The sequence below is a fragment of the Aciditerrimonas ferrireducens genome (assembly GCF_023130475.1).
In the GTDB taxonomy this organism is placed as follows: domain Bacteria; phylum Actinomycetota; class Acidimicrobiia; order Acidimicrobiales; family UBA8190; genus Aciditerrimonas; species Aciditerrimonas ferrireducens.
In genome coordinates this window covers 1-26213 of record NZ_JAKHEX010000016.1, presented here as the reverse complement: position 1 = coordinate 26213, position 26213 = coordinate 1, and the positions used below count along the sequence as shown (strand labels likewise).

Annotated in this window: 20 protein-coding genes and 1 pseudogene; 7 read left to right on the top strand and 14 right to left on the bottom strand. The window is 73.8% G+C overall.

Annotation, left to right across the window (positions count from 1 at the left end; translation table 11 throughout):
- Nucleotides 1–16: 16 nt before the first annotated feature.
- The 4 genes and pseudogenes from Acit_RS09415 to Acit_RS13670 form a co-directional block, all read right to left on the bottom strand.
- On the bottom strand, nt 17–907 hold the full coding sequence (locus Acit_RS09415) for a PHP domain-containing protein (protein WP_248108415.1): 891 nt from the start codon (nt 905–907) through the stop codon (nt 17–19).
- Nucleotides 908–1280: 373 nt separating this feature from the next.
- Nucleotides 1281–2012 (bottom strand): annotated as a pseudogene (locus Acit_RS13955) (ArsA family ATPase); the annotation flags it as partial.
- A gap of 104 nt (nt 2013–2116) precedes the next feature.
- Nucleotides 2117–3070, bottom strand: coding sequence for an ArsA family ATPase (locus Acit_RS09405; protein ID WP_248108412.1), 954 nt, complete (start codon nt 3068–3070; stop codon nt 2117–2119).
- 10 nt (nt 3071–3080) lie between these two features.
- Nucleotides 3081–3317 carry a DUF3107 domain-containing protein gene (locus Acit_RS13670; RefSeq protein WP_248108410.1) on the bottom strand — a complete coding sequence of 79 codons (237 nt, stop codon included), beginning with the start codon at nt 3315–3317 and terminating at the stop codon, nt 3081–3083.
- Nucleotides 3318–3612: 295 nt separating this feature from the next.
- On the opposite strand from Acit_RS13670, the gene Acit_RS09395 reads away from it, so the two are divergent.
- From Acit_RS09395 to Acit_RS09380, 4 genes are all read left to right on the top strand, one after another.
- Nucleotides 3613–4701 carry an HD domain-containing protein gene (locus tag Acit_RS09395; RefSeq protein ID WP_376746042.1) on the top strand — a complete coding sequence of 363 codons (1089 nt, stop codon included), beginning with the start codon at nt 3613–3615 and terminating at the stop codon, nt 4699–4701.
- A gap of 154 nt (nt 4702–4855) precedes the next feature.
- Nucleotides 4856–5236: a thioredoxin gene (gene trxA, locus Acit_RS09390; protein ID WP_248108406.1), complete on the top strand. Its 381-nt coding sequence runs from the start codon at nt 4856–4858 to the stop codon at nt 5234–5236.
- A gap of 97 nt (nt 5237–5333) precedes the next feature.
- Nucleotides 5334–5753, top strand: a complete 420-nt coding sequence (locus tag Acit_RS09385) for a DUF302 domain-containing protein (protein ID WP_248108404.1) — start codon at nt 5334–5336, stop codon at nt 5751–5753.
- 203 nt (nt 5754–5956) lie between these two features.
- Nucleotides 5957–7966 carry an acetate--CoA ligase gene (locus tag Acit_RS09380; RefSeq protein ID WP_248108402.1) on the top strand — a complete coding sequence of 670 codons (2010 nt, stop codon included), beginning with the start codon at nt 5957–5959 and terminating at the stop codon, nt 7964–7966.
- On the opposite strand, the gene Acit_RS09375 is transcribed toward Acit_RS09380, so the two are convergent.
- The 4 genes from Acit_RS09375 to boxC are packed head-to-tail and all read right to left on the bottom strand — an operon-like array spanning nt 7950 to nt 13534.
- On the bottom strand, nt 7950–8834 hold the full coding sequence (locus Acit_RS09375; RefSeq protein WP_312710443.1) for an alpha/beta fold hydrolase: 885 nt from the start codon (nt 8832–8834) through the stop codon (nt 7950–7952). The genes Acit_RS09380 and Acit_RS09375 overlap by 17 nt on opposite strands.
- Nucleotides 8831–10405: a benzoate-CoA ligase family protein gene (locus Acit_RS09370; RefSeq protein ID WP_312710441.1), complete on the bottom strand. Its 1575-nt coding sequence runs from the start codon at nt 10403–10405 to the stop codon at nt 8831–8833. Before Acit_RS09370 ends, Acit_RS09375 begins: the two co-directional genes overlap by 4 nt.
- A complete protein-coding gene (boxB, locus tag Acit_RS09365) occupies nt 10402–11814 on the bottom strand; it encodes a benzoyl-CoA 2,3-epoxidase subunit BoxB (protein ID WP_248108400.1) in 1413 nt (470 codons plus the stop codon). The genes Acit_RS09370 and boxB overlap by 4 nt, the downstream gene beginning before the upstream one ends.
- Before the next feature lie 4 nt (nt 11815–11818).
- On the bottom strand, nt 11819–13534 hold the full coding sequence (boxC, locus tag Acit_RS09360) for a 2,3-epoxybenzoyl-CoA dihydrolase (protein ID WP_248108398.1): 1716 nt from the start codon (nt 13532–13534) through the stop codon (nt 11819–11821).
- A gap of 121 nt (nt 13535–13655) precedes the next feature.
- Here boxC and Acit_RS09355 point away from each other — a divergent pair, with 121 nt between their 5' ends.
- On the top strand, nt 13656–14519 hold the full coding sequence (locus Acit_RS09355; RefSeq protein WP_248108396.1) for a PaaX family transcriptional regulator: 864 nt from the start codon (nt 13656–13658) through the stop codon (nt 14517–14519).
- On the opposite strand, the gene icmF is transcribed toward Acit_RS09355, so the two are convergent.
- The 3 genes from icmF to Acit_RS09340 are packed head-to-tail and all read right to left on the bottom strand — an operon-like array spanning nt 14516 to nt 19626.
- Entirely contained in the window at nt 14516–17800 is a 3285-nt protein-coding gene (gene icmF, locus Acit_RS09350) for a fused isobutyryl-CoA mutase/GTPase IcmF (protein WP_248108394.1), read from the bottom strand. The two genes, Acit_RS09355 and icmF, sit on opposite strands and share 4 nt — an antisense overlap.
- A gap of 39 nt (nt 17801–17839) precedes the next feature.
- Nucleotides 17840–18430, bottom strand: a complete 591-nt coding sequence (locus tag Acit_RS09345; RefSeq protein ID WP_248108391.1) for a MarR family winged helix-turn-helix transcriptional regulator — start codon at nt 18428–18430, stop codon at nt 17840–17842.
- A gap of 5 nt (nt 18431–18435) precedes the next feature.
- The gene (locus Acit_RS09340) at nt 18436–19626 is read right to left on the bottom strand and encodes an Mrp/NBP35 family ATP-binding protein (protein ID WP_248108389.1); all 1191 of its coding nucleotides are present in this window, start codon (nt 19624–19626) and stop codon (nt 18436–18438) included.
- A 100-nt stretch (nt 19627–19726) separates the two neighbouring features.
- Here Acit_RS09340 and Acit_RS09335 point away from each other — a divergent pair, with 100 nt between their 5' ends.
- On the top strand, nt 19727–20605 hold the full coding sequence (locus tag Acit_RS09335) for a helix-turn-helix transcriptional regulator (RefSeq protein WP_248108387.1): 879 nt from the start codon (nt 19727–19729) through the stop codon (nt 20603–20605).
- A gap of 87 nt (nt 20606–20692) precedes the next feature.
- Nucleotides 20693–21649, top strand: a complete 957-nt coding sequence (locus tag Acit_RS09330; protein WP_248108385.1) for a GGDEF domain-containing protein — start codon at nt 20693–20695, stop codon at nt 21647–21649.
- Between the two features lie 689 nt (nt 21650–22338).
- On the opposite strand, the gene dprA is transcribed toward Acit_RS09330, so the two are convergent.
- The 3 genes from dprA to Acit_RS09315 all read right to left on the bottom strand — a co-directional run bounded on the left by dprA (nt 22339) and on the right by Acit_RS09315 (nt 26080).
- On the bottom strand, nt 22339–23295 hold the full coding sequence (gene dprA, locus Acit_RS09325) for a DNA-processing protein DprA (RefSeq protein ID WP_248108383.1): 957 nt from the start codon (nt 23293–23295) through the stop codon (nt 22339–22341).
- A gap of 674 nt (nt 23296–23969) precedes the next feature.
- Nucleotides 23970–24749 (bottom strand): IS21-like element helper ATPase IstB, encoded by a 780-nt coding sequence (istB, locus tag Acit_RS09320; RefSeq protein ID WP_282436689.1) that lies wholly within the window; start codon nt 24747–24749, stop codon nt 23970–23972.
- A complete protein-coding gene (locus Acit_RS09315; RefSeq protein WP_248108381.1) occupies nt 24746–26080 on the bottom strand; it encodes a Mu transposase domain-containing protein in 1335 nt (444 codons plus the stop codon). Before Acit_RS09315 ends, istB begins: the two co-directional genes overlap by 4 nt.
- Nucleotides 26081–26213 lie beyond the last annotated feature (133 nt).

The following is a 26213-nucleotide window of genomic DNA, read 5'->3' as shown; positions in this document are numbered from 1 at the left end:
AGGGACCCCGGGGTGCTCATCGGCCCGTGCCCTCGGGCCGCGCCAAGGGCACCGGGCGCGGGACCCGACCCCGGAAGCCGCAGAGCTCCCGGACCCCCGCCGCCCACAGCCATCGCTGCAGGTCGGGCGCCCGGTCGGCCACGTCCGCCAGGCGGTGCCCGTCCGAAGCGGTCGTGAGGGGCACCCCGGCCCGCAGGAGCCGGCCGAGGAGGGGTGGCGCCGGGTAGGCCTCGGCCGCCGGCTTGCGCCACCCGGCCGAGGAGACCTCGACGGCCAGGCCCCCGACGGCCGCCGCCTCGGCGAGCCGGTCCCAGTGGACCTCGGGGGCAGCCGGCCGGCGGGCCGCCACCTTCACGAGGTCCAGGTGGGCCAGCACGTCGCAGGTCCCCGTGGCCGCCAGCTCGGCCACCGCCTCGGCGTAGCGGGCCCAGACCTCGTCGACCTTCGCCTCCTCCCAGACCGCCGCCGAGACCGGGTCGTCGAGGTCGTCGAAGCGCCAGACCCCCAGCCAGTGGACCGAGCCGAGCAGGACGTCGAAGGGGTAGCCGGCCAGCAGCTCGGCCACCTCGTCCATCCGCCCCGGGTAGTAGTCGACCTCGAGGCCCAGGACCACCGGCAGCCCTTCGGCCCGGCAGGCCAGGGCACAGGCCGCGTAGGCCTCCAGGTCGGCCCGGGCGTGCTCGTCCCAGTAGCGGGCCATGGAGGCCCGCAGCGCCGGGTCGGGCTCGAGCTCCCAGAAGCCCCGCAGCAACCGGTCGGCCTGGGCGAAGCGGAAGAGGTGCTCGGTGAGGGCGATCTCCACCACTCCGACCGCCTGGGCCCGTTCCCAGTAGGCGGCCACCTGCGCCACCGTCGGCTCCTGGTCCGCCTGGCCGTGCGGCCACAGGTGCAGGTGGTAGTCGAGCACGCCAAATCCTACGGTCCTCCCGCCGAGGGCCTCGGCCCTCAGCGGGGCCAGAGCCGCTCGCCGAGCGCCAGCAGGGCACGCTGACCAGCACCTCGGGCGCCCGCGAGAGCTCGGCTCGCTGCTCCTGCTCCCGTTCGGCCACCAGCCGGTAGTCCGAGAAGCTCCGGCCCACGGTCTGGAGGACCCGGGCCAGCTGGGCTGCCTGCGCCTTCGGGATCCCCGGCAGCTCGCCGGCCAGGGCCTTGGCGAGCCGTTCGTGGTCGCGCACGAACGCCTCGGCGGCCTGGGCACCGGCCGGGTCGAGGAGGAACGGGGGCAGGACCTTGTTGAGGACCATGGCCCCGAGGTGCAGGCCCCGGGCCTCGAGGGCGCCGACGAAGGTCTCGGCCTCCCGCAGGGGGGTGGGCTCGAGGGTCGAGACCACGAGGAAGCTGGTGCGCCGATCGGCCAGAAGCCGCTCCACCGCCTTGGCCCGCGTCACGAACCCGTCGTACATGGACTGGAAGAGGATGAAGAACTCGGCGATGTCCGAGAGGAACTGGCTGCCGAGGATCCGGTCGGCCACCTGGTAGAAAGGGCGGGAGGCGACGTTCACCAGCCGGGACCGGTACGGGACGATGAGCCAGCGCAGCAGCCGGCTCGAGAAGAAGTCGGCCATCCGGGCCGGGGCGTCGAGGAAGTCCAGGGCGTTGCGGGACGGGGGGGTGTCGACCACCAGCAGGTCGTAGCAGCCCTCGGCGTGCAGCTCGTAGAGCCGCTCCATGGCGATGTAGTCGTGGCTCTGGACGAAACGACCCGAGATGTTCCGGTACAGGGGGTTGGCCAGGATCTGCTCCCGGGTCCGGGCGTCGGGGGCGTGCCGGCGGACCAGGTCGTCCCAGGACTGCTTCGTGTCGAGCATGGCGGCCCACAGCTCGCCCTTCGGATGGACCCCGGCGGCGGCGAAGGCCTCGGGAGGAACCCGGACCGCCTCGTTGCCGATGCCCTTGACCCCCAGCGCGTCGGCCAGCCGCCGGGCCGGGTCCACGGTGAGCACGAGCACCCGGCCTCCCGAACGCACCGCGGCGGTGGCCGCAGCGGCGGCCGCCGTGGTGGTCTTGCCCACCCCGCCGGGCCCGCAGGCCACCACGATCTCCTTCGAGGCCAGCAGACCGCCGAGGGACGGGGCGGGGGACGGGCGGCCGCGTGCGGTGCCCCGCGCCGGGGGGCTCACGTGACCAGCTCCTCGGCCAGATGCTGGGCGACCCGCCGGACCTGGCGGCGGCCGTGGCTGCGGGTGAAGAGCTCGGGCACGTAGGCCAGCTGGACCCCCTCGGGCAGGCCAGCCCGCAGCCGGGCCAGGTGCTCGGCCCGGGTTCGCCGCAAGGTGACCGCCAGGCGGGCGGCCTCGAGGACCGGCTCGGGGTCCCCGGGCACCAGCCGACGCAGGGCCCGCCGCCCGGCCGCCTGCCGGAGGGCCTCGAAGACCTCCTCCTCCCCGGCGCCGAAGAGCTCGGGCAGGACCCGGTTGGCCACCACGGCGCACAGCGTCACCGTGGTCTCCCGCCGCACCCGTTCGGCCAGCTCGAGGGTCTCGTTCACCGGCATCTCCTCCGGCGTGGTCACCACCACCAAGCCGGTCACCGCCGGGTCCGAGAGCAGGGCCAGCATCCAGTCGGTCTGGGTCCGCACCAGGCCCACCTTGACCAGCTCGTTGATGGCCTGGGGGGCGCTCAGCTGCCCCACCACGTGGCCGGTGGCCGACGCGTCGACCACCACGAGGTCGTAGTGGTCCTCGCGGACCTCGTAGCAGAACTTCCCGACGGTCAGGATCTCCTTGACCCCCGGGGCAGCGGTGGCCACGAAGTCGAAGGCCTTGGCCAGGGGTCCGATGCGGCCCACGATGGGCACCTTCAGCTGCAGCCGCAGGTACTCGCGCAGGGAGGCTTCGGTGTCCATGGCCATGGCCCACAGGCCCCCCAGGACCTCCCTCGCCTCGAACCCCACCGGGTCGACCTCCAGCTGGGCGGTCACGTCGCCCTTGGCGTCGACCTCGCAGAGCAGGGTGCGCCGGCCCTCCCCGGCACCGAGCAGGGCGAGCGCGCAGGCCACGGTGGTCTTGCCGACCCCGCCCTTGCCGGTCACGAAGAGCAGGCGGCGATCGAGCAGGCCGGGCACGGGCACGGCCGGAGACTCAGGGCGCCCCGAAGCCCACCCGCCGTTCGGTGGCCGGGGCCCCGATCTCCACGTAGGCCACCTTGGCCACCGGCACCCCGACCCGCCGGCCCTTGCGGTCCGTCAGCCAGAGCACCCCGTCCGCCGCCTTCAGGGCCTGGTCGATCTCCTCCAGCACGGCGTCGCGCTCCACGCCGTCGCCCAGGTCCACCTCCAACTCCTTCACGCTCTGGGCGATCCCGATCCGCACGTCCACCTGGCAGGCTCCTTCCCTCCGCGGCCCTTCCTCGGCCGGCCGTGCCGGGTCGCCGGCACCCCGCCGACGATACCCCCCTGCCCGCTCGGGCCCTCCCCGCGGGCCCTCTGACCGAGCCCCCTGACCGGGCCCTCCCCGCAGGGCCCCGGCCGGGCCCCGGCGGCCGTCACAGGGCCGAGCCACACTGGGGTCGATGCCCGCCCCGAATCAGCGCGCCGACGCCCCGGCCCCGACGCCGTTCCAAGTCCACAACGGGCTCGTCCCGTCGGACCGGGCCCGACGCTGGGCGGCCACCATGGACGGCCACGGCGGGCAGCGGCCGGGCCTGCGGCGGGCCCACGCCGGTGAGACCGTGGCCCTGGGTCCGCTGCGGGTGCTCGATCGAGAAACCCGGGAAGCCCTGGAGGATGAGCGCCTGGCGCCGGGTGCCACGCGGGCCCGGGGAGCGGGCGAGCGGCCCCGGCCCGAGGAGCCGGACCCGTGGCGGACCTGCTTCGAGCGGGACCGGGACCGAATCCTGCACTCCCCGGCCTTTAGGCGCCTGGCCGGCAAGACCCAGGTGTTCGTGTTCCCCGACGACCACCAGCGGACCCGGCTGACCCATGCCCTGGAGGTCGCCCAGGTGGCCCGGGCCATCGCCGCCGCCCTGGGCCTGCACGAGACCTTGGCCGAGGCCATCGCCCTGGGGCACGACTGCGGCCACGGCCCCTTCGGGCACGCCAGCGAGGACGCCCTCGACCCGCTGGTCCCCGGCGGGTTCGACCACGCCCCCTGGGGGGCCGACGTGACGCTGGCCCCGTTGAACCTGACCCGGGAGGTGAGCGACGGGATCCGGAACCACAGCTGGTCCCGCCCTGCACCCCGGACCCCCGAGGGCGAGGTCTGCGCGCTCGCCGACCGGATCGCCTACACCACCCACGACGCCGAGGACGCCAGCCGGGCCGGGGTGGTCGACCTGGCCGACCTGCCCGGGCTGGTGGTCGAGCGAGTCGGTCGGCGCCGCTCCACGCAGCTGGCCCGCTTCGTGGAGGACGTGGTGCGGACCAGCCAGGAGGCCGGGGTGGTGGGGATGAGCGAGCCCATGGCCGAGACCCTCGGCGCCCTGCGGGCCTGGAACTACGAGCGCATCTACCTGCGGCCCGACTCCCTGGCCCAGGCCCGGGCGGTCGAGGGGTTGCTGCGGGCCCTGGTCGAGCACTACGTCGGCCACCCCGAGGACCTGCCGGGCGCCGAGACCGACGACACTGACGAGGAGCGGCTGCGCCGGGCAGTCAGCTACGTGGCCGGCATGACCGACCGGTTCGCCTGCGCCCAGGCGGTCCGGCTCCTCGAGTGGCCCCTGGACCGTCTGCCCAAGGGCTTCGACACCCCCTGGCCCCGCTGACCGCCAAGAGCGGAACCGTTCCCTGCCCGACCGACCCGACGCGGTGGGCCCCGTCCCGAGGGGACGCCACCCGTGCTGGGAATACCCCAGAGGGTTTCTGGGTTGTCCTCGGTGTCGTCGCCAGGTCGGCGGCGACATGTGGAGGTTTCTTCCCATGGCCACCAAAGCCCTGACCGCAGCGACGTTCGACGAGGTCGTGAACGGCAACCCGATCGTGTTCGTGGACTTCTGGGCGGCCTGGTGCGGCCCGTGCCGGATGTTCGCCCCGGTGTTCGAGCAGGCCTCTGAGGCCCACCCGGACATCGTGTTCGCCAAGGTCGACACCGAGGCCGAGCCGGAGCTGGCCGCCCGCTTCGGGATCATGTCCATCCCAACCCTCATGGTCTTCCGGGACCAGGTCCTGCTCTACGCCCAGCCCGGAGCCCTGCCGGGCTCGGCCCTCGAGCAGCTGATCGAGGCGGTCGAGGGTCTGGACATGGACGAGGTGCGCCGCCAGCTGGCCGAGGCCGAGGCCGCCGAGGCCGCCAGCCGCTGAGCGACACCACCGCCGCACCCCCGTCGTCGGGACGGGAGACCCCTGACCAGGCCCGGCGGGCGCCGGCTCACCGGGCCCTGGAGCGAGAGGAGGAGCCATGCACGGCATTCGCACCACCCTGGACCGCCCCCTGCCCGAGGCCGAGGCCCAGGTCCGCGAGGCCCTGGCCAGCGCCGGTTTCGGGGTGCTGACCGAGATCGACGTGGCCGGCACCCTGCGGGCCAAGCTGGGGGTCGAGCGCCCGCCCCTCAAGATCCTCGGTGCCTGCAACCCCAGCTACGCGCACCGGGCCCTCGAGGCCGATCCCCAGGTGGCCTTGCTGCTGCCCTGCAACGTGGTCCTCGAGGAGACCACCCCGGGCCGGACCACCGTGACGGTCGCCGACCCCGAGGAGCTGCTTCCTGGACCTGAGCTGGCGGCCCTGGCAGCCGAGGCCAAGGGTGCCCTCGACCAGGCGGTGAGCGCCCTCCAGGCCAGCTCGGGGACACCGGCTCCGGCGGTGAGCACCGCCAGCTGAGCCGGCCTCACCGGTCGCCGCACCCCCACGTCACCGCACCCGGCGCCCCACCCGGACAGCCCCCTCCCCCACTGCCCGGGTGGGGCGCCTTCTCCCCCCGTTCGCTCGGGCCGAAAGGGGGAGGGACGACGAGGTAACGACCCGTTGCAGCCGGCGGCCTGGGCGTCCTAGCGTCAGGCCCAGGTCGCGAAGGGGGAGGGGCCATGGCTGCTGATCGGTCGTCGTCCGCCGCCACTGGGACGCCCGCTGGCTTCGAAGACGTGCCGGCCATGGTGAAGGAGAGCCGGCTCGTGCCCCCGCCCCGCCCCGCCTCGGGCCGCTTGGGGCTCCGCACCCCAGAGGACGTCCTGGCCCTCGCCGAACGGGCCGCCGCCGACCCTGGCGCCTACTGGGCCGAGGTGGCGAGCGAGCTGCGCTGGTCCTCGGGGTGGCCGCCGGCCAGCCCGCTGATCGGGAGCCTGGCCGAGGGTTTCGCCTACTTCCCCGGGGCGACGGGCAACGTGTCGGTGAACTGCGTGGACCGCTGGGCCGAGGCCGACCCGGACCGCCTGGCGGTCCACTGGGTCGGGGAGGACGGGACCGAGCGTTCCTGGACCTACGAGGAGCTGCGGGCGACCACCGCCCGCTTCGCCCAGGCCCTCACGGACCTGGGGGTCGGTCGGGGCGACGTGGTGGCCATCTTCCTGCCGAACCTCCTCGAGACCTTCGCCGCCGTGCATGCCTGCTTCCGCATCGGGGCGCTCTACAACATCGTCTTCTCGGGCTTCTCCCCCCAAGCCCTGGCCGACCGGATCGTCGACACGGGCGCCAAGGTGGTGGTCACCTGCGACCAGACCTGGCGACGGGGCCGTCCCCTGCCCCTGAAGGCCACCGTGGACCAGGTCCTCGACGAGCTGCCCAGTGTCCGGCACGTGGTGGTGGTCCGCCGTTCGGGCCTGGCCGACGTCCCCATGCGGCCCGGCCGGGACGTCTTCTTCGACGAGCTGCTCGCCCAGACCACCAGCGAGGCCGAGCCCGTGGCCCTGGAGGCCAACGAGCCCGGCTTCCTCATCTACACCTCGGGGACCACCGCGAAGCCCAAGGGCCTCATCCACAGCGGCATGGGATTCCTCGTGGCCGCCTACCACAACTGCAAGCTCTCGCTGGACCTGGCGCCCGCCGAGCGCTACTGGTGCACCGCCGACTGCGGCTGGTTGACCTTCCCGATCTTCGAGATCGTCGGAGCCCTGGCCATGGGGGCCAGCTGCCTGGCGGTCGAGGGCGCCCTGGACTACCCCACCCCGGCCCGCTTCTACGAGCTCTGCGAGCGCTTCGAGGCCACGAAGGTCTTCACCGCCCCCACCCTCGTCCGCATGCTGGCCCGGGCCGGGGACCGCTGGGCGGCGGGCCACGACCTCTCCCGCCTCGAGCTCCTGGCCCTGGTCGGCGAGCCCCTGGACGCCCCCACCTGGTGGTGGGCCCAGGAGCACCTCGGCCACGGCCGGCTGGAGATCAACAACACCTACGGGCAGAGCGAGACCGGCAGCGCCTGGGCCTCCTCGGTGGCCGGGGTCACCCCGGCGAAGCCCGGGTCCTGCGGCATGGCCCTGCCGGGCCACCGCTACGAGATCGTCGACGATGAGGGCCGCCCGGTCCGCCGGGGCCAGGTGGGCTACCTGACCCTCACCCAGCCCTTCCCCGGCCTCTTCCGGGGCATCTGGGGCGACCCCGAGCGTTACCGGGCCCAGTACTTCAGCCGGTTCGGCCCGGACCGCTACGACTCGGCCGACGCCGCCTTGGAGGACGAGGACGGCCACCTCTGGGTGGTCGGCCGGGTCGACGGGGTCATCAACGTCGCCGCCCACCGCCTCTCGACCATGGAGATGGAGAGCGCCCTGCTCGGCGCCCCCGGGGTGGCCGAGGCGGCCGTGGTCGGGGTGCCCCACCCCGAGAAGGGCCAGGTGCCCCTGGCCTTCGTCACCCAGGCGGCCGACGCCCCAGCCCCCCTGGACCCCGACCAGCTGGCCGAGCGCCTCGTCCAGGCCATCGGGCCCATCGCCCGGCCAGAGGCCGTGCTGGTCGTCTCGACCATGCCCCGGACCCGCTCCGGCAAGATCGTCCGGCGTCTCCTCCAGGAGCTGGCCACGACGGGCACGGCCACCGGGGACACCTCGGGGCTCGAGGACCCCGAGGTCTTGAGCGTCCTGGCCGAGGAGCTCAGCCGCCGGTCCTGACCCCCTCCGCTGCGCCGGCCCCGTCGGATCGCGAACCGGCGGGTGCGGGCTCGGGTTCGAGCTCGCCGAGGAACCGCCCGATGGCGCCGAGGACCAGCTCCCGGTGGCTCTGGTGGGGCGCGTGGCCCGCCCCGGCCACCACGAGCCGCCGGACCGCTCCTCCGCTTCGGGCCTCGATGCGCTCCAGCTGAGCCAAGGTGCCGTACTCGTCCTCGTCCCCTTGGACGAGCAGCAGGGGGCAGTCGATGCGGGGCAGGTACTCCTCGATGCTCCAGCTGACGAAGGCCGGGGAGAGCCAGGCCCCGTTCCAGCCCCAGAAGGTGGCGTCCACGTCCCGGTGGTGGCGGGCCAGGCGCCGGCGCAGGTCGCCGTGGAGGTAGGCGGCGCGGGCGGCCTCGATGCCGGCGATGGAGCGGTCCTCGACCACCACGTGGGGGGCGATGGCCACTACCCCTCTCGGCGGCCAGAAGGACCAGGGGGCCAGCTCCTCGGGCAGCTCGGCCGGCTTGGCCCCGGCGTGGACGAGGGCGATGGAGGCCCCGTCGCTGTGGCCGAGGAGGACCGGTCGGGCGAGGCCCAAGGCGGCGAGCAGCCGGGGCAGCACCGAGAGGGCCTCTCGGTGCATGTAGCGCAGGGGACGGGGCGGGCGGACCGGGGTGGAGCGGCCGTAGCCGGGGCGGGAGTAGCAGACCACGGCCCGCCCGGCCCCGACGGCCTGGAGGGCCTCCGGGAGGTCCCGCCACAGCCCGGCGGAGCCCAGGCCCTCGTGGAGCAGAACCAGGGGGGCCAGGGCCTCGGCGCCGGGCCGGGCGGCCAGCACCCGGACCTCGAGCTCGTGGGGTCCGACCCGGACCAGGCCCTCGCTCACCGCCCCGCGGGGGCGTTCGCCGCCGGGGCGTTCGCCTCCTGGCGGAGCCGGTAGCGCTGGATCTTGCCGGTGGCGGTCTTCGGCAGCTCCTCGACCACCACGATCCGCCGGGGCCGCTTGAACGCTGCCATCCGCTCCCGGCAGTGGGCCTCGACGGCCCCGGGGTCCAGCTCGACGCCCGGCCGGGGCACGACGAAGGCCACGACCTCCTCCAGGCCCTCGGGGGTCCGGCCCCCCACGACCGCCGCCTCGGCCACCGCCTCGTGGGCCAGCAGGACGTTCTCCACCTCGGCCGGCGACACCCAGATGCCCCCGGCCTTGATCATGTCGCTGGTCCGCCCCAGGAACTGGTAGCAGCCGTCCTCGGTGCGGACGTAGACGTCCCCCGTCCGCAGCCAGCGCCCCTCGAAGGCCGCCTGGGTGGCCTCGGTCCGGCACCAGTAGCCGGTGGCGATGGAGGGGCCGGCCACCTGCAGGTTGCCCGGCACCCCGGGCTCCTCCACCACCCGCCCCTCGTCGTCGACCAGCCGGACCTCGTACCCCGGCACCGGGGTGCCCGAGGTCCCGGGTCGCTCCGCCCCGGGACGGTTGGACAAGAAGATGTGGAGGGCCTCGGTGGAGCCCAGCCCGTCGAGCACCGGGAACCCGAAGCGCTCCGTGAACCGCCGGTGCACCTCGGCCGGCAGGGCCTCCCCGGCGGTGGCCCCGAGGCGCACCGAGGCGAAGGGCCGGGGGTCGACCTCCTGGGCCACCATGGCGGCCAGGAGCCCCGGGCTCCCGAAGAAGAGGGTGGGCTGGTCCCGGGCCACCACCTCGGCCACCATCGCCGGCGAGGCCGGCCGGGGGTCGAGGACCGTGGTGGCCCCCACCGACAGGGGGAAGGTCAAGGCGTTGCCCAGCCCGAAGGCGAAGAAGAGCTTGGCCGCCGAGAAGCAGCGGTCCTCCGGCCCGATCCGCAGGACCTCGGCGGCGTAGGTCCGGGCGGTGGCCTCGAGGCTGCCGTGGCGGTGCATGACCCCCTTCGGGGTGCCCGTGGTCCCCGAGCTGTAGAGCCAGAACGCCGGGGAGTCCCGGCCGGTCCGGCCGGGGGGCAGCTCGTCCTCGTCGTCGAGCTCGGCGAAGGAGACCAGCCCCACCCCCGGGACCACCGGCAAGGGTCCTTCGGGCTCCCCGACCACCACCACCTGGGCGAGGTCCGGGGCGCAAGCCGACAGGGCGGGCAGCAGCGGCAGGGAGGCCGCCGAGAGGACCGCCACCCGGGCCCGGGCGTCGTCGACGATCGCCCCGAGCTCCTCGCCCCGCAGCATGGTCGAGAGCGGCACCGGCACCACCCCGGCCCGCAGGCACCCGAGGAACCAGGCCAGGAACCCCGGCTCGTCCCGCACCACCATGGCCACCCGCTCCTCGGGCCGCACCCCGAGCGCACCCAGGCCGTGCTGGGCCCGGCGGACCAGGCGGGCGAGGGCCTCGTAGGAGAGGCGCTCGGGGCCGGCCACCACCGCCGGCCGCCCGCCCCGGCCCTCCTCGAGGTGCCGGTCCACCAGCCACGAGGCGGCGTTGTAGGGGGTCACGGCCGGACGTACTCGAAGTCCAGCGGCTTGCCGTGCACCCCGGTGGCCGGCGGGGCGATCCACCCGGCCATCTTGCCCGGCTCCCGGACCGGCACCATCAAGGAGGCCACGTGGGCCCGGTCCGCCTCGGTCGGCAGCCACTCCTCCTGGGCCCGCCGGGCCCAGGTCCCGGGGTCCACGAGCTGGCCCTCGGGGGTGATGGGCTGGCCGGCGAACACCCCGACCTGGCGGTGAAAACCCACGTGGGGGAGCCGCAGCTCGGCCCCCGCCGGGGCGAGGAGCCGGTTCCAGCGCTCCACGCCCTTCCGGCAGTCCTCCACGTAGTCGTCCCGCAGGGTCTCGTTCAGCGCCGAGAGCGCCGGCACCGCCCGGGTGGCGACCTGGCCGTCGACCAGCGCCGGCACCGCCCGGGTGGCCCCCTGGAGGCGGTGGTCGTCGGGCCGCTGGTCCTCGTGGAAGCGGCCCTTGAGCCCGGCGGCGAAGTAGTTCGCGGCGTTCGTCGAGGTCTCGGCCCCGAAGAGGTCGAGGGAAACCGAGAAGTGGAGGTTCAAGTAGCGCTGCAAGGTGGCCACGTTCACCCCGCCGTAGGGGGCCACGTCGTCGGTGTCGTGCTCCCGCATGAGCTCGACGGTCCGCTGGACCACCCGGCCGACCCCGGTGGCCCCCACGAACATGTGGTGGGCCTCCTCCTTCAGCATGAACTCGCAGGTCCGGGACAGGGGGTCGAAGGCGCTCTCCTTCAGCGAGGCCAGCTGGAACTTGCCGTCCCGGTCGGTGAAGTAGGTGAAGAAGAAGAACGACAGCCAGTCGGGGGTCGGCTCGTTGAAGGCCCCGAGGATCCGCGGGTTGTCCTGGTCCCCCGAGTGCCGCTCCAGGAGCTCGTCGGCCTCCTCCCGGCCGTCCCGGCCGAAGTAGCGGTGCAGGAGGTAGACCATGGCCCACAGGTGCCGGCCCTCCTCCACGTTCACCTGGAAGAGGTTCCGCAGGTCGTAGAGGCTCGGCGCGGTGAGGCAGAGGTGCCGCTGCTGCTCCACCGAGGCCGGTTCGGTGTCCCCCTGGACCACCACCAGGCGGCGCAGCTCCGCCCGGTGCTCCCCGGGGACCTCCTGCCAGACCGGTTCGCCCAGGTGGTCCCCGAAGCCCACCCGCCGGTCGGGCGTCGGGTCGGCGAGGAAGATCCCCCAGCGGTACTCGGGCATCCGCACGTAGCCGAAGTTCGCCCAGCCCTCCTGGGCCACCGAGATGGCCGTCCTGAGGTAGACGTCGTGGTCCTGGAAGGCCACCGGCCCGAGCTCCTTCCACCAGGCCACGAACCGCGGCTGCCAGCTCTCCAGGGCCCGCTGGAGCCGGCGGTCCTGGTCCAGGTCGACGTTGTTCGGGATCCTCGTGGCGTAGTCCACGCTGCTCATCGCCTCACACCCTCCCCCAGTCGTAGGACGGCCTGGCCCCCGAGCCGTAGCGGCGCAGCGCGCCCTCGGGCCCCACGGCGTTGGGCCGCTGGAAGATCCAGTTCTGCCAGGCGGACAACCGCCCGAAGACCTTCGAGTCCATGGTCTCGGGTCCCGCGAAGCGCAGGTTCGCCTCCATGCCCGTCAGGGCGTCGGGCGAGAAGCTGGCCCGCTCCTCCAGGAACACCCGCACCTCGTCGGCGAAGTCCAGCTCGTCGGGGGTGTGGGTCACCAGGCCGGCCTCGGCCGCCTCCTTGGCCGCAAGGGGCTGGCCGAAGAGGGAGCGCGCCCGGGCCAGGGCCTCGGGGTGCCCGAGGAACCGCAGGGCCAGGCGGCTCGTCCCGGTCGTCGTCTCGTACCACCCGTCGTTCGCCGGCCCCAGGGTCAGGGTCGGGGCCGGCTGCTCCCCGTCGGGGCCCTCCAGCATGAAGCTCCGGTCGGCCACCAGGGCCAGCTCGGCCAGGGTGCCGGCGAAGCAGCTGCCCGCGTCGACGAGGGCCACCAGGGTGCGGGCCGAGAGCTCCAGGCGTCGCAGGGTCCGACCCCACCCCAGGCGGATCTCCCGGACCAGCCAGTCGCTCCCGTGGGCCTCGAGGAGGGCGTCGGCGGCGAGGACCGCCTCAGGGTCCCCCCGGGTGACGAGGACCCAGGTGCCGAGCGTCGGCTCCAGGAGCCGCAGGCGCACCAGCGCGTCGTCCAGTTCCCGGCGGGCCGCCAGGAGCCAGCAGCGGCTGCCCTGGGCCTTCAGCCCGGCCAGGTCCTCGGGCAGGGGTCCCTCCGGGCCCTCCAGCACCACCCAGGCCGACCGGGTGGCCCGATCCAGGCGGACCGCCACGTGGGCGCCCCGCCACCCCTCGGGGGTCGGGGTCCACTGGACGGGGGCCAGGGACACCCCGGCCTCCCCGTCCGGCCGGTCCGAGGCGGCGGCCCGCTCGAGGGCCCGTTCCCGGACCCGCTCCTCGAAGCGGCTCCGGGGGACCGCCTCGTCGACCAGGCCCCACTCGACCGCCTGGCGGCCCTTCACCCCCTCGACCTTCGTGCACAGCACGTCGGCCAGGTCCCGGCGGACGTAGCGCTTGTCCACCAGCCGGGTCAGGCCCCCGGTCCCCGGCAGGACCCCGAGGAGGGGCACCTCGGGCAGGGCCACCGCCGAGGACCGGTCGTCGACCAGGAGGATCTCGTCGCAGGCCAGGGCCAGCTCGTAGCCCCCGCCAGCCGCCGTCCCGTTCACCGCGGCCAGCCAGACCTGGCCGGAGCGGGCCGAGGCCTCCTCCATGGCCGCCCGGGTCTCGTTCGTGAACTTGCAGAAGTTCACCTTCAGGTGATGGGTGGCCGAGGCCAGCATCTGGATGTTCGCCCCGGCGCAGAACACCCGGTCCAGGGCGCTGGTGAGCACCACCGCCTTGACCTCGGGGTGCTCGAAGCGCAGCCGCTCCACGATGTCCGCCAGCTCCAGGTCGACCCCGAGGTCGTAGGAGTTCAGCTTCAGCTCGTAGCCCGGCAGCAGGCCCCCCTCGGGGTCCACCGCCATGACCACGGTGGCAAGCGGCGGCTCGATCCGCACCTGCCAGTGCCGGTAGGACCCCGGGTCCACCTGGAGCCGGTCGGGGGGCAGGAGGACCTCCTGGCCCTCCTGCCCCGACCTGTCGTCCCCGCTGGGTGCACGAGTCGGCTCACCCATCACGGGCACCCCCTCTCCACGAACGTTCGGCCGCTCGGCGACCGCACCGACATCCTACAACTCAGTGCATAGCTGTCAAGAAGATGTCGCACATCAAGGGGGAGCGGGTAGCCTTGCGCGAGTGGAACCGGCGCAGCAGCACGGCCTGGGGAGCCGGAGCGCCCGGGCCTACCTCCTGACGGTCCTCGGCGAGCTCGTCCTGCCCCGGGGTGGCGCCGTGTGGACCCAGACCCTCCTCGAGGCCCTCGGCCTCCTCGAGGTCGACCCCCGGGCGGCTCGGCAGGCGGTGAACCGGGCGGCCGGCAAGGGCCTCCTCGCCGCGGAGCGCCACGGGCGGCGGACCCGCTGGCACCTGACCCCGGCGGCCACGGCCCTCCTGACCGAGGGCATCGAGCGGATCTACAGCCTCCACCGGGGTCGGCGCCGCTGGGACGGGCGGCTGGTGCTCTGCCTCGTGGCGACGCCCGGCGAGCGGGACCAGCGCCGCCGGCTGCGGACCCGGCTGGCCTGGGCCGGGTTCGGGGCCCTCGCCCCCGGCGTCTGGCTGGGCCCCTGGGCCGAGCGGCGCGGGGCGCTCGAGCGGGTCCTCGAGGAGCTCGGCCTCCGGGGGGCGGCCCAGGTCTTCGTGGCCGAGCCCTCCCCGAGCGAGGACCCCCGACAGCTGGCCGCCGCAGCCTTCGACCTGCCGGGGCTGGCCGCCGCCTACCGGGCCTTCGTGGCCGCCGAGGCGCCCCGGTTGGCGGCCCCGCCGCCCCGGGACGAGGAGCGGGCCACCGCGGCCCTCCTGGCCCTGGTGCACCGCTGGCGCCAGCTGCCCTTCTTGGACCCCGACCTCCCCGAGGAGCTCCTCCCTGAGGACTGGGCGGGGGACCAGGCCGCCGCCTGCTTCCACCGGCTCCACGACCGCCTGGCCCCGTGGGCCGCCCGCTGGTGGGCGGCCCGGGAACCGGCGGTCCCCGAGGACGAGCGGGCCGAGGCCGGCTAGAGGTTCCGGCGGTAGCGGCCGCCGACCTCGAAGAGGGCCTGGGTGATCTGGCCGAGGCTCAGGACCCGCACCGCCGCCATGAGCTCGGCGAAGAGGTTCCGGCCCTCCAGGGCGGCCCGCTGGAGCCGCTCGATCGCCGCGGGGGCCTCCTCGGCGTGGGCAGCCTGGAACTGCCGGACCCGCTCCACCTGCCGGCGCTTCTCCTCCTCGGTGGAGCGGGAAAGGGGCACGCTCGGCACGAGGGGCTCCCCGCCGGGGCGGAGGAAGGTGTTGACCCCCACGATGGGCAGGCTGCCGTCGTGCTTGGCCTGCTCGTAGCGCAGGGACTCGTCCTGGATCCGGCCCCGCTGGTAGCCGAGCTCCATGGCGCCGAGCACCCCGCCCCGCTCGGCCAGGCGGTCCAGCTCCTCGAGGACCGCCTCCTCGACCGCGTCGGTCAGCTGCTCGAGGGCGTAGGAGCCTTGGAGGGGGTTGTCGATCCCCATGAGGCCCAGTTCCCGGTTGATGACCAGCTGGATGGCCAGGGCCCGGCGGACCGACTCCTCGGTCGGCGTGGTGACCGCCTCGTCGTAGGCGTTCGTGTGGAGGCTGTTGCAGTTGTCGGCCAGGGCCAGGAGGGCCTGGAGGGTGGTCCGGATGTCGTTGAAGGCCATCTCCTGGGCGTGCAGGGAACGGCCGGAGGTCTGCACGTGGTACTTCAACCGCTGGGACCGCTCGTTGGCCCCGTAGCGGTCCCGGAGGGCCACCGCCCAGATCCGCCTCGCCACCCGGCCCAGGACCGCGTACTCGGGGTCCATGCCGGCCGAGAAGAAGAACGAGAGGTTCGGCGCCACGTCGTCCACCGCCATGCCCCGGGCCAGGAACGCCTCGAGGTAGGTGAAGGCGTTGGCCAGGGTGAAGGCGAGCTGGGTGATGGGGTTCGCCCCGGCCTCGGCGATGTGGTAGCCGGAGATGGAGACCGAGTAGAAGTGGCGGACCTCGTGGGCCACGAACCACTCCTGGACGTCGGCCATCATCTTGAGGGCGAAGTCGGTGGAGAAGATGCAGGTGTTCTGCCCCTGGTCCTCTTTCAGGATGTCGGCCTGGACGGTGCCTCGGATGGTCCGCAGCACCTCGGCGGCCAGGGCCTCCCGTTCCTCGGGCGAGAGGGCCCGGCCGGCTTCGGCCTCGGCCCGGGCGACGCGCTGGTCGATGGCGACGTTCAAGAACATGGCCAAGATGGCCGGGGCCGGACCGTTGATGGTCATGGACACCGAGGTCTTCGGGTCGGCCAGGTCGAAGCCCTCGAAGAGCTCGGCCATGTCCCAGATCGTGGCCACCGAGACCCCGGCGTTGCCGATCTTCCCGTAGATGTCGGGGCGTTCGTCGGGGTCGAAGCCGTAGAGGGTCACCGAGTCGAAGGCCACCGAGAGCCGGACCGAGGGCATCCCCTCGGCGAGCAGGTGGAACCGCCGGTTGGTCCGCGCCGGGGTGCCCTCGCCGGCGAACATCCGGGTCGGCTCCTCGTCGCTGCGCCGCAGGGGGAAGACCCCGGCGGTGTAGGGGAACCGGCCCGGCAGCTGCTCGGTGAGCAGGAACCGGGCCAGCTCGGCCCGGCTGGCCGGACGGGGCACGGCCACCTTCGGCAGGAAGCTCCCGGCCAGGGTCCGCCGCCCGAGCGGCCCGCCCGGATCGACCCCCTCGACCCGGTGGCGCTCGGCGGCCTCCGCCTGGCCCGGGGAGAGGCACCGACCGAAGGCCCCGGCCCGCTCGTCCCAGGCGGCCAGCTCGGCCCGCAGGGCCGGGTCGACCTCCGCCCAGGCGGCCTCGGCCGCGCCCTGGAGGCGCGCCAGGACCGCCTGGTCGGAGCCGCTCGGGGCAGTGGGATCGGCGGGCTGGGTCGGGGCGCCGGCCAGGGCGGCGGCCGCGTCGCTCAGGGCCTCGGCGCGGGCAACCCGGGCCACCTGCTCGGCGGCCCGACGGCGGTAGGCCCGGATGGTCTCGGCTACCTCTGCCAGGTAGCGGCTGCGGGCCGGGGGGACGAGCGGCGCCGAGGGAGGCCGGGTGGCGGGCCGAGCAGCGAGGAGGCCCCGGCCCTCGGGCAGGCCGTGGGACTCGAGCAGGGCGCAGAGCCGCTCGTAGCAGGCCGTGACCCCGTCGTCGTCGAAACGGGAGGCCACGGTGCCGACGACCGGGAGGGCCTCGCGGGGCACCCCGGCGAAGCGGGGTTGGCGCGCCAGGGTCCGGGCCACGTCCCGGAGCGCGTCGGCCGCCCCGAAGCGGTCGGCCTTGTTGAGGGCCACGACGTCGGCCACCTCCAGCATCTCGATCTTCTCGAGCTGGCTGGCCGCCCCGTACTCGGGGGTCATGACGTAGAGGGCCACGTCCACCCGGCCTTCGAGGTCGGCCTGGCCCTGGCCGATCCCGGGGGTCTCGAGCACCACGAGGTCGTAGCCGGCCGCCTGGCAGGCGGCCACCACGTCGTCGGTCCACGGGGGCAGGCCGCTGCCCGCCCCTCGGCTGGCCAGGGACCGGAAGAAGGTCCACTCGTCGAGGGCGTTCATCCGGATGCGGTCCCCGAGGAGGGCCCCGCCGCGCCGCCGGCTGGGGTCGACGGCCACGACGGCGATCCGGAGGGGCTCCTTGTAGTCGAGGCGGAACCGCCGGAGCAGCTCGTCGGTGAGCGAGGACTTGCCGGCCCCGCCGGTGCCGGTCACCCCGAGCACCGGCACCCGCCGAGCCCTGGCCGCGGCCCGGACCTCGGCCAGGGTCCCCTCGGGCACGAGGCCCCGCTCGAGGGCCGAGACGAAGCGGGCCAGACCGACCTTGCCGACCTCGGCCAGGGATCGGCCCTCGTAGGGCGCGGGGTCGGCGGCCAGGTCCCGCTGGCAGGCGGCAAGGACCGCCTGGGCCATGCCCGAGAGCCCCAGGCGCCGGCCGTCCTCGGGGGTGAAGACCTTGGCCACCCCGGCGGCCTCCAGGGCGGCGACCTCCTCGGCCACGATGACCCCGCCGCCGCCGGCCACCACCTGGCAGTCCCCTCGGCCCACCCGCTGGAGCTCCTCCAGCAGGTACCCGAGGAACTCCATGTGGCCGCCCTGGTAGGAGCTGACCGCCACCCCGTGGGCGTCCTCCTCGACGGCGGCGGCCACAATCTCGGCCACCGAGCGGTTGTGGCCCAGGTGGACCACCTCGGCCCCCTCGGCCTGCAGCAACCGCCGCACCAGGTTGATGGCGGCGTCGTGCCCGTCGAAGAGGGCGGTCGCCGTCACGAACCGCAGGGGGAACCTCGACTCGGCCACGGGCCACCTCCTCGTCTCGCCCGCCCCAGCACCCCCAGATTACTCGGAGGTCCGAGTATTTGTCGACCGATCTTTTGGGCGGGGGGCGGGGCGGGGAGCCGGGAGCGGCTCCGGGTCGGCAGGGCCCTGCGCCGAGAAGTCCCCGGCCGCTGCCCGGACCGGCCGGAGGAGGGCCACGAGGGCCCGGGCCTGGTCCTCCCCGAGGGCGTCGAGGCCGAAGCCGCTGGCGTTCACTGCCTCGGTGGCCTCCTCCACCAGGGCCCGGCCGGCCGGGGTGATGCGGGCCAGGGTGGTCCGGCGGTCGGTGGGATGGGGGACCCGTTCGACGAGACCGTCGGCCTCGAGACGGTCCACGACGTTGGTGACGCTGGTGGGGTGGACCATGAGGCGGGGCCCCATGCGGGAGAGGGGCAGGGCGCCCTCCCGGCTGAAGGCCAGCAGGCGGAGGGCCTCGAAGCGGGCGAAGGTCAGGCCGTAGGGGCGCAGGGCGGCGTCGACCGCCGCCACCACCAGCTGCTGGACCCGGACCACGGAGGTGGCCGCGGCCATGGCCGACGCCGCCTTCGGCCAGCGGGCCTCCCAGCGCCGAGCGGCCTCCTCGATGGGGTCGAAGGCCAGCGGGCGGGACACCGGCCCTAGGTCCTGACCTGGAGCTCGCTGCGGTAGCGGCGGGCCGGGCCGAGGGCGAGGACCGCCTCGGCCAGGGCATCGAAGGCCTGGGCCGCCTCGCCGGCCGGGGCCGCCACCCGCACCGGCACCCCCTCGTCGGCCCCCTCCCGGATGGCCGGCACCAAGGGGATCTGGGCCAGCAAGGGCACCTTCAGCTCGTCGGCCAGCTGCTGGCCCCCACCCCGGCCGAAGAGCTCGTAGCGGGTGCCGTCGTCGGCGGTGAACCAGGAGAGGTTTTCGACCACCCCTCGGACGGCCAGCTTCATGGTCCGGGCCGCGATGGCCGAGCGCTGGGCCACCCGCTGGGCGGCCGGCTGGGGGGTGGTGACCACGAGGACCTCCAGGCGGGGCAGGACCTGGCCGAGGGAGAGGGCCACGTCCCCGGTCCCCGGCGGCATGTCGACGAGGAGCACGTCGGGCTCCCCCCAGTAGGCCTCGGTGAGGAACTGCTCGAGGGCCTTGTGGAGCATGGGGCCCCGCCAGACCACCGGCTGGTCGTCGTCCACGAAGGCCCCGATGGACAGGCAGCGGACCCCGTGGACCACCGGAGGCACGAGGAGGTCGTCGATCTGGCTCGGGGGGCGGCGGACCCCGAGCATCTTCGGCACCGAGAAGCCGTAGACGTCGGCGTCGAGCAGGCCCACGTCCAAGCCCCGGGCGGCGAGGGCCACGGCCAGGTTGACCGAGACCGAGGACTTGCCCACCCCGCCCTTGCCCGAGGAGATCCCGATCACCCGGGTCCGGCTGCCCGGGTCCAGGTAGCGGTTCGGGCTGCCGGGCTGCTGGACCAGGGGCTGGGGGGCCCCGCCCGGGGGGGCCTGGGGCCGGGTCCGGGGGCCGAGCACCGGGGCTGGTTCGCCACCGGCCGGCCGGGCCAGGGCGGCCCGCAGCTCGGCCCGGGCCGCCTCGTCCATGGCCTCGAAGCGCAGCGAGAGCCGGGGAGCGCCCGGCACGGCGGCCAGGGCCGCCTCCAGCCGGGCGGCCAGCTCCTCCAGGCCGGGCCAGCGGGCCTGGGGCACGGCCAGGACCACCTCGACCCGCCGGCGGTGGACCTCGACCTGGCGCAGCATGCCGAGCTCCCCGACCGCCCGGCGCAGCTCGGGTTCTTCGACGGCCGCCAGGGCCCTGCGCACCTGGTCCTCGCTGGCCTGGTCCACCGATCGCCTCCCGGGTCGCTCCACACCCCGAGCCGCTGGCCCGGTCGGTGACCGGGCCGGCCCACGAGGCAGCCCGAGGCCGGAGACCTAGACTATCGACGTGGCCACCTGCGCCGTCCGACCGCCGGGGAAGGGGCCCACCACCCCGAGGCGCTCGAGGAGCGGCCCCGAGGAGGGGGCGCAGGGCCCGGCCGGGGCCGGCGCGACGGCGGCCTGCTCGCCCGAGGCCAGCCCGCCCGCGGCCAGCCCGAGCGGGGACGCCGGCGCAGACCGCTCGGCGGAGCGCTTCGCTGCCCAGGTCACCGCCGTGGCCGCCGCGTTCGGCGACCCCACGCGACGGGAGATCTACCTCCACGTCCGGGCCCACCCCGAGGTGACCGCCTCGGCGGTGGCCGAGGCCTTCTCCCTCCACCCGAACGTCGCTCGTCACCACCTCGAGCGGCTGGCCGCCGGCGGCTACCTGGAGGTGAGCGTCCGCCCGGGGGATGGCGGGGCCGGTCGGCCAGCCAAGCGCTACCGGGTGGCCGGGGGGACCCAGGCCGAGGCAGACCTGGGCCTGCTGGACCAGCGGGACGAGCTGCTCCTCTCCCTGCTGGCCGAGGCCGTCGCCGCCCTCGGGCCGGCCCGGGCCGAGCAGCTGGCCGAGCGGGTCGGCGAGACCTACGGCCGGACCCTGGCCCGTCGCATGGACCCTGGCCACCCGGCCCGCTCGGTCCGGGCCGCCATGCACGCCGTCGCCGACGCGCTCACGGCCCACGGCTTCGCCGCTCGGGCCGAGCACCGCGGGGCCCTGACCGCCGTGGTCGCCGAGCGCTGCCCCTTCGGCGACGCCGCGGCCGCCAGCCCCGCGCTCTGCGCCGTCGACCGGGGGCTGGTCCGGGGTCTGCTGGCCGGTCTCTGCGGCCAGGATCCGACCGGCGTGCCGGTCGTGCTCTCCTCCCGGGCCCGGGGCGACGACGTCTGCGCCGCCCTGGCCTGAGACGCCCTGGCTGGTCCGACCCAGCCCTCAAGGGAGTCGGCTCGCGCCCCGATCATCGATCGAGGGCACCCGAGGGCGGTGAGGTCGATGGTCGAAGAGGCGAACGTGGCGGGCCGGTGCGAGACGGCGGTGGGGACCCCGTCGCTCGAGGAGTTGGGCCGAGCCTTCCAGAACCTTCCCCATCCGGTGGTGATCCATCGACGGGGCATCATCCTGTGGGTCAACCAGGCCGCCGCCGACCTGGTCCGGGCCCCGAGCACCGAGGTGTTCGTGGGCATGGACTCGCTGCAGTTCGTGGCCCCCGAACAGCGGGAGTACGCCCGGGAGCGGCAGGTGGCGCTGCTTCGCGACGGGGTCCTGCCCGGGAGCTCGATCCTGCGCCTGTTGCGCTTCGACGGGACCGAGCTGATCGGCGAGGCGAAGGCTGCCTTCATGGAGTGGCAGGGTGAACCCGCCGCCTGCCTGGTGGTGTGGGACATCACCGCCCACTACGAGGCCGAGCAGCGCCTGGCGTGGGAGGCGACGCACGACACCCTGACCTCGCTCGTGAACCGGCGCGGGGTGCTCGACGAGCTCAGCACCTGGTCGACCGAACCCGTGACGAGCGAGCCGGGTGTCGGCGTGGTCATCGCCGACCTGGACGGCTTCAAGGAGGTCAACGACACCCTGGGCCACGATCGCGGGGACCAGGTCCTCGTGGAGGTCGCCGAGCGGCTCAGGCAGCTCGCGGCCGGCCACCTCGTCGGGCGCTTGGGCAGCGACGAGTTCGTCGTCTGCGTGCGCGGCTCCCGCCAGGAGCTCGCCGCACTGGCCGAAGCCGTCGCCGCCATCCGCGTCGCGCTGTCGACCCCGGACCAGGCAGCCGAGCTCACCGTGGTCCCGAGCGTCGGGGCAGCGTGGCGGCCCTGGGGAGCCCACGAGCCGAGCGTCGACGAGCTCCTCGTTGCCGCCGACCACGCCATGTACCGGGCCAAGAGGCACCAGCTCGGCTGGGTGCTCGACGACCTCCCCGCCGACTCGGACGGAACCGGCCTGCGTCGCTGAGGCACCGGGCGACCGCATCGAGCTGGCTTCCCGTGGTGCACACATCGTCGTAGACCAGGATCCGACGCCCCCGGGTCCCTGCCGGGTCCGGCACACACAGAGCGTCGAACAGCTCGGCCGCCGCTCTCCGCTTGGCGCCAACATCTCCTCCTGCCGACTTCGAGGTCTGCCGTGTCTTCACGATCGCCCGGGTCGTCGCAACGTCGAAAGGCCACGTGCCGAGCAGGTCCTCGGTGGCCGCAGCGTCGAGGACCTGCTCGGTATGGGCGAAAGCATTGCCGCCTTCCCCGGTGGACGTCGGGTTCGCGACGATCAAGTCGAAGGTTTCGTCCCGAGCATGCTGATCGAGCCAAGCGACGAGCAAACGACCGAAGATCCGGGACCAGCCGATTTTACCCCTGTACTTGTAGCGAATGATTGTGTTCCGGAGCTGATCAGTGTGGTACGCAATGGCTCGAATCCTCTTGATTCGGCGGTTCGGGTCGGCGCAGAGCCAGTTCGGGCACGACCCGCCCTCGAGGACCTGACTGCACACGGGACAGGCGTTCTTCGCAATGTTCTGGGAAGACTGCCTCGCACAGGAGAGGCGGAGCCGCGGCGGACCGGTGGACAGGTAGCTGCACGACGGGCAGCTCGGGAAGCCAAGGGATGGGCCGGGGACCGACCAGAACCGACCCGGCATCGTGGCCTCAGAGAAGCGAAAGGCAGAGCTGCTGACGCTGCTCGCTCACCAAGCGGAGCCTGTCCGGCGTCGCAAGGTGCCGGACGACCTCCTCGACGTCACTGACCTCGATCGCACCACGCTGCTGCACGAAGCTCCGGGCCCACGGCTTATCCGTCACGAGGGATCGGACGAGGAAGACCTTCTTGCCGTGCTCCAGTGCGAGACGCGCTTGCATCTTGGCTCCAGACGTGCTCGACGCCTCGATGACGACGGTCCCCTGGCTGAGTCCGGAGGTGACCACATTGCGACGGGGAAAGGTGTCTCGTCCCGGCCCCCTCGTCGGCCAGAACTGGGAGACGAGCGCACCGTGGCAGGTGATCTCCTCGGCGAGTTCACGGTTCTCGGGCGGGTAGCACCTCGTGATGCCAGTCCCGAGCACCGCGATGGTCCTGCCACCCGACTCGAGCGCACTGCGGTGGGCAGCGGTATCGATCCCGCGGGCCAGTCCGGAGACAACGGTGACGCCCCTCTGGACGAGCAGCGTCGCCATCCGCGTGGCGCGACGAAGACCGGCTTCGGAGGCTGCGCGGGTTCCCACGACCGCCACCGACCGGGCGTCCTCTTCCTGGAGGTCGCCGCGCACGAAGAGGAAAGGCGGAAGGTTCGGGACGAGCCGGAGGTTCACCGGGTAGCCCTTGTCGAGGACGGTGACCAGTCTGGCCCCAACGGTGTCGGCTGCAGCGACCTCCGCGTCCACTCGCTCGTTCAGCTCGTCGAGGCGATGAAGGCCGTGGCGAAGCACCGGCAGGGCCTTTGCCGCAGCAGCACTTCGTTCCTGAATCCTTCCATCCCAGAGCTCGTCGAGTCCTCCGGGGCGCTGGGCTTGCCGGGCGATCAAGCTCCAGTCGATGCTTGCGTGATCCACTCGGATGGCGCAGAGAGCGAGGAGGCGACGCTGATCCTCGGACAACGTGATCGCCATCTGCGTGCTCCGTCCTCGACCTGTCTCCAGGGTACTGGTCCTTCCATCCCGGAGCCGATCCCGATCGCCTCGACGTGACGTGCCCGCCGGCCGCCTCCGTCCGCTCCTCGGTGAGCGGGACGTCGTTCGAGGATCCGCCACGCACCGGAAGGCTAGGGATCCGCTGTGACAGCGGCGGGCTCCCCGACGCGCTGTCGCCTTCGGTGGCGGCTCGGCCGGAGAGGACAGGCCCACCACCTCCAGACGGTCGAGGACGCCACGTGCTCCTCGGGCGACAGGCGACCCCGACCCGGCCCGTGGCGCCCCGCTGGACAGCACCACCAGGCCCATGACCACGACCAGCACCACCAGGGTCAACAGCAAGAACGCCGGGTCAGTGACAAGGCTCCCCGGACCCAGCACCGGTCGGGGCACGGACTGCACCGGTCCCTCGCCCCTCCCGTGGCAGGAGCCCTCGGGGGACGCCTGAAGGAAGACCGGTGCCGACGCACACCCTCGCCATCGGCCCCGAGGTGCGGCAGGGGTGTCAATGGCCACGTGGTTCTCCCCACTGGCGGCCATGAGTTTTCCCCGCGGGCGGTCATGCCTTCTCCCCACGTGCGGCCACACTGCTCCCCGCGCGCGGCCACGAGAATTCCCCGCGGGCGGCCGCGAGAACTCCCCGCGGGCGATGATCAGGCGAGGGGCATCACCCCCTTCCCTGCCATGGCGTCCGCGAGGCGGATGCTCTCCCCTTCGGTGAAGAGGACATGGGCGTGGTGCAGGAGCCGGTCGACGAGCGCGGTGGCGATGGTGCGGTCCATCAGCTGGTCAAAGCCGCTCGGGTGGAGGTTCGAGGAGATGGCGAGGCTGCGACGCTCGTAGGCGACGTCGACGAGGCGGTAGAGGCCCTCGGCGGCATCAGCCGACAGTGGGAGCAGGCCGACGTCGTCGACGATCACGAGATCGGCCCGCAGGACGGGGGTGAAGGCCTTGACGACCGAGTCGTCGACCCGGTGACGGCGCACGAGCGCGCCGAGGTCCTCGATGCGGAACCACGCGACGCGAACACCCTGCTCGATGGCTTGCTGGCCGAGCGCCTCTAACAGGTGGGATTTGCCGGTGCCGCTCGGCCCGCACACCACCACGTTCTCGTGGCGAGCTACCCACTCCAAGGTCCGTAGCGCCCGCTGGGTCGGGGCAGGAATGGAGCTTTTGGTCGCGTCCCAGGTGTCGAAGGTCTTGCCGGCAGGGAAGCGGGCCTGGCGGCGGCGGGCCTCGGTCGTGGAACGTGTGCGTCCGTCCACTTCGGCCTGGAGCAGGACCCGAAGCACCTCGGCGGGCTCCCAGCGCTGGGCCTTGGCCGTGAGCAGGACCTCGGGGGCCTGTTCTCGCACGTAGCGGAGCCTCAAGCGCCGGCAGAGGGCCTCCACCTCGCCCAAGACGGGGTCGGGCGCAGTGTGCGCCGGAGTCATCGGGCCTCTTTGTGCTGAAAGCCGGCCCAGCGCCCCGTGCCGGGCTGCAAGGAGCTGACGGGGTCGGCGCGGCGCACCTCGGCGCGGCGGGCGGCGCAGATCGCGGCGAGGTCCCCCGGGGCGAAACGCCCGGCCATCGCCGCGAGCCCCAGTGCCTCATCGACCCGGTCGTGCCCGAGCACCCCGGCGAGGGCAACGGCCTCCTTCATGCGGGCCTCGATCCCCCTTATGCCCACGGAGGCCGCCTCAAGCAGCCAGAGCTTCGCTCCTTCGCCAAGCGAGAGGAACGCTGCCTCGGCGGCAGTGGTTGCCTTGGGACGGCGGTCGGCTGGTTCCTTGCGCTCGGGGTAGTGGGCAGGGTCGATCGCCGCTTGGCCCGGGCCGACCCGGCGGTGGCGTGCCACCTCTTTGACCTCGCCGGGCCCGCCAGCCACGATGACCACCTCGTCGCCAGCTACACGCACCCACACCTTGGTGTCCCGAAGCGTGTGCGGCACCGAGTATCGGGCACCATCAAGGGTCACCGTCGAGCTCCACGACACCGAGCGCGAAAGCCCGAAGGCGACCTGATAAGGCTCGTCGGGGATGCGGTGGAGGTGGGCTCGCTCCTCAGCGAGAGCCTCAAAGGGCACGCGACGGGTCACCGCGTGAGCCCTGGTGTTGAACCGGTCCATCGCCGCTTGGCACGCGGCCTCAAGCTCGGCGAAGGTCGCGTAGCCCGGACGCAGGTTCGCCTCGGTCGGGACCACGTCGGCCTTGGCGATACGCACCGTGGACTCGGCGCCGCCCTTGGACTCGGGGTCAGCCACGACGCAGGTGCGCACGACGACGCCGTAGTAGACAGCCGCCGAGACGATCGCGGGGTTTCTGACCGGGATGCGGGCGACATGGCGGGTCGTGACCGTCTTCTCGTTGTCGGTGAGCAGGTAGGTCGGAGCCCCGCCCAGGATCCGGAACGTCCGGTCCCACGCCGAGATCACCGAGGGGAGGGTCCGGTCGAAAAGCGGGAGGATCACCCGGAACCGGCTCCAGGCGAGCCAGGCGCAAAACAGCACGGTCGCCCGCCCACCCACGACCGGGCCGTCACCGTAGTCCCACTGCAGCCACAGCCCCGGCTCAGGGATCCAGGGCCGATACGCACGAGCATGGTCCCTGCGCCACGCGGCCTTCACGGCCCGCACGACCCTCCGGGTGGTGCGAGGCGAGCCCTGATAACCAAGGGCTGAGAGCTTGTCGTGGACCACATCAGCCCGGACCCTCCCCTGGGAGCGATCGACCCACTCCTCGATCTTCTCGATGAACGGGTCCGACAGCGAGCCCCGATCGCTCACCCCGATCGAGGTCGGGTCGAGCCCCGCGCTGCGAGGATAGGGCCCCGCCACGTGGTGGGAATCCGAGTGTGGTCCTCGGTGTGGTCAGCTCGAGAGTTCGGGCTGACGGTCGACAGTTTCGCGCGGTCGGTTC

What these genes read in the sequence shown, in the direction of transcription:
- istB (WP_282436689.1), bottom strand. Translation starts at nt 24,749, where the DNA reads ATGACTCCGGCGCACACTGCGCCCGACCCCGTCTTGGGCGAGGTGGAG.
- dprA (WP_248108383.1), bottom strand. Translation starts at nt 23,295, where the DNA reads ATGGCGATCACGTTGTCCGAGGATCAGCGTCGCCTCCTCGCTCTCTGC.
- Acit_RS09395 (WP_376746042.1), top strand. Translation starts at nt 3,613, where the DNA reads ATGGACGGCCACGGCGGGCAGCGGCCGGGCCTGCGGCGGGCCCACGCC.
- trxA (WP_248108406.1), top strand. Translation starts at nt 4,856, where the DNA reads ATGGCCACCAAAGCCCTGACCGCAGCGACGTTCGACGAGGTCGTGAAC.
- Acit_RS09380 (WP_248108402.1), top strand. Translation starts at nt 5,957, where the DNA reads ATGGCTGCTGATCGGTCGTCGTCCGCCGCCACTGGGACGCCCGCTGGC.
- Acit_RS09330 (WP_248108385.1), top strand. Translation starts at nt 20,693, where the DNA reads ATGGTCGAAGAGGCGAACGTGGCGGGCCGGTGCGAGACGGCGGTGGGG.
- boxC (WP_248108398.1), bottom strand. Translation starts at nt 13,534, where the DNA reads ATGGGTGAGCCGACTCGTGCACCCAGCGGGGACGACAGGTCGGGGCAG.
- boxB (WP_248108400.1), bottom strand. Translation starts at nt 11,814, where the DNA reads ATGAGCAGCGTGGACTACGCCACGAGGATCCCGAACAACGTCGACCTG.
- Acit_RS09385 (WP_248108404.1), top strand. Translation starts at nt 5,334, where the DNA reads ATGCACGGCATTCGCACCACCCTGGACCGCCCCCTGCCCGAGGCCGAG.